The sequence below is a fragment of the Lentimicrobium sp. S6 genome (assembly GCF_013166635.1).
Taxonomy (GTDB): domain Bacteria; phylum Bacteroidota; class Bacteroidia; order Bacteroidales; family UBA12170; genus UBA12170.
Genome location: NZ_JABKBZ010000178.1, coordinates 1 through 2,298, shown reverse-complemented (window position 1 = coordinate 2,298; position 2,298 = coordinate 1). Strand labels below are relative to the sequence as shown.

At 33.2% G+C, this 2,298-nt stretch carries 3 protein-coding genes; all 3 read right to left on the bottom strand.

Going from position 1 to position 2,298, the window contains the following annotated elements; translation table 11 throughout:
* Positions 1-119: 119 nt before the first annotated feature.
* Positions 120-641 carry a hypothetical protein gene (locus HNS40_RS22145; protein WP_172284892.1) on the bottom strand — a complete coding sequence of 174 codons (522 nt, stop codon included), beginning with the start codon at positions 639-641 and terminating at the stop codon, positions 120-122.
* A gap of 351 nt (positions 642-992) precedes the next feature.
* The gene (locus HNS40_RS22140; RefSeq protein WP_172284891.1) at positions 993-1,529 is read right to left on the bottom strand and encodes a hypothetical protein; all 537 of its coding nucleotides are present in this window, start codon (positions 1,527-1,529) and stop codon (positions 993-995) included.
* A gap of 22 nt (positions 1,530-1,551) precedes the next feature.
* A complete protein-coding gene (locus HNS40_RS22135) occupies positions 1,552-1,968 on the bottom strand; it encodes a hypothetical protein (protein ID WP_172284890.1) in 417 nt (138 codons plus the stop codon).
* Between the last annotated feature and the right edge of the window lie 330 nt (positions 1,969-2,298).

Here is a 2,298-nt window from a genome sequence, read left to right as displayed (position 1 = left end):
AACAACCACCGGCAGAAAGGTCACCTTCAGTCGTTTCTTGCTAAAGCAATATTATGAAAATAAGTAATGAAAAACACATATATTTGAACCTAAATTAAAATAGTCCGATTAATAGGGGGCTAGACCATTACGACATCAATCCCAAATTTTTCTTTGAGTTCGTCTTGAGCATCTTTTTTCTTTTTACTTGATGGAGTCTGATTTGTAATAAAATATATCTTTGAATATTCTCGTTTTGTATCAATTATTTTTTCTACATCTTGTTCTACTTTTGGTTTCCAAGTTTTTTTTGCACTAAATGCAAAAGCCCATTTCTCATCTTTTTTCCATCCGTTTTCGGGCACAAACCATCTATCAGAAATATCAGATGAAACGGGATAGGTTTCTGAATCTGTTTTACCATCCCCGCCACCAGTCGGGCCAACTTGAGGAATTAGATTAGGTGTGATAAGCTTTTCTGATAATCTTCTACAAAGAGTTTCAAACTCATCTTGTTTTTGATTCGTTGTAATTTGAGATAATTCTAAAGCCAACTGTTCTCTAGGTAATTCTACAGTGTGGATAGTTTCTGTATCTGAAAAATATTCAGGTCTTCTTAATCTGTAAAACTCAGATGGTCTGTTTTTTAAATTGTTTCTCATATTCCAATTACTTCATTCATAACGGTGAAATAGTGCGTCGGCTAAGATTTGGCTCTTTTGCAAGCTGAAGCGTCAGCATGTGGGTTTGGGCTTGCAAATGTGCCAAATGTGCGTTGGCATTAGTTGTACGGTCTCTCTTTGCATGAAACACAACGTGTGGCTGTATGAAACGTAAGGGTTTTGAAACACAAAACTATCAAGTTTGCACGTAGCCAAATTTTGCGATTAGACACAAATTTAAACTTTTAAATCAATGCGTCAAATCGCAAGATTTGGCGGGCTTGATTAAACGCTCTGACGCTCCGTAAACCTCTGTCGCCCTTATGTTTTATGACAGCGTGTTGGCAATAGTTATTTAATATTTAGCTCACTTTTTAGATGCTCTACAATCCATTTTCTTATTTCTTTATCATGATATTGAAGCACTGACATTGGTGGTCTTCCTTTTAACCCTATGCTTGGAATAAAGTCATCGAAAAGTCTAAATGCACTACGAAATCCTATGTATGCGTTGAATGGTTCAGAATTCGGAGTAACTCTTCTTAACTCGACAGACAAAATATCTTTCGTTTTAAATTCAATCTTTGATTTTATCAATCCATGTTTCTGAATTATAAGATTCTCCTTATTGTAACTAATTTCATAACTATCCTTTAGTGTAATAAAACTTATCCAAATCGGAATAACTACCAATAAAAGGAAAATCAATAAGAACATAATCATAAAACCTATATGGGGAGGTTCTATTATAAATGCAAATAGAACAAATGCGCAAAACACAAATCCGAAAATTCTCACGCCGATATCATAGGGCGTTTTATCTCGCGGTGAAATCTCAATCTTATTTTCGTTTTTGTCTAATCTTATTTTACTTGGTTGTTTTTTCATTTATCTTAAATCAAGTCGTTTTTTAGTTCAAAAATAGAGGCTTCATTTTTCCTGTGTTAATCTTTCCTCCAATAGTTGCCAATGTCAGCGTTCCTCCGACTACTAATACAATGATTACGATTGTAAATATTCCTTTTCGTTTTCGAATTGTTTTATCCTCGTTATCCCATTTTTCAGATAGACTTTTGAAATTAATGACTTTCTGATATCTGTATAGGTTTAAAAAGAAAAGAATAATAAAACCAATCAGAATACTAATCTTTGTAATCTCGATTTTTGTATTTGTAATCAATTCATAGCTAAAGTAGGGAGTCATTATGAATAGCATAGATTGCATAAGTGTCACCAAACTCGTAGCATATGCACCTGGAGTATCGTCTTTCCATTTGTTTTTATAAGTGAAGAATACTCTGTAATATATGTAATCAAAAATTTTCATCGTAATCAATCTCTATACTTAATGGTTTGCAGGGTGATTCTTTAATTATTGCCAACGTCCTAGGCTATGCATAGTGTGGTTTTCAAAGCCATTATCTATCTGCCTACTCCGATGTTTATTTTATGTTTATATGTTCTATTCTACTACAAAACCCACATTATGTATGAGCCTTTGTTACCAAGCGTTTTGAACTCTTCAATTTATAGGTTTCATCTCCTTCAAATCACCAAATAATCAAAGCATTAAAATCTATATTATTAGTCATTCTTCAGGGCATTTTTTATTTTAAAAACTCTTTAAGCGGCCAAAAAAGTTCGAACTTAAAATGTC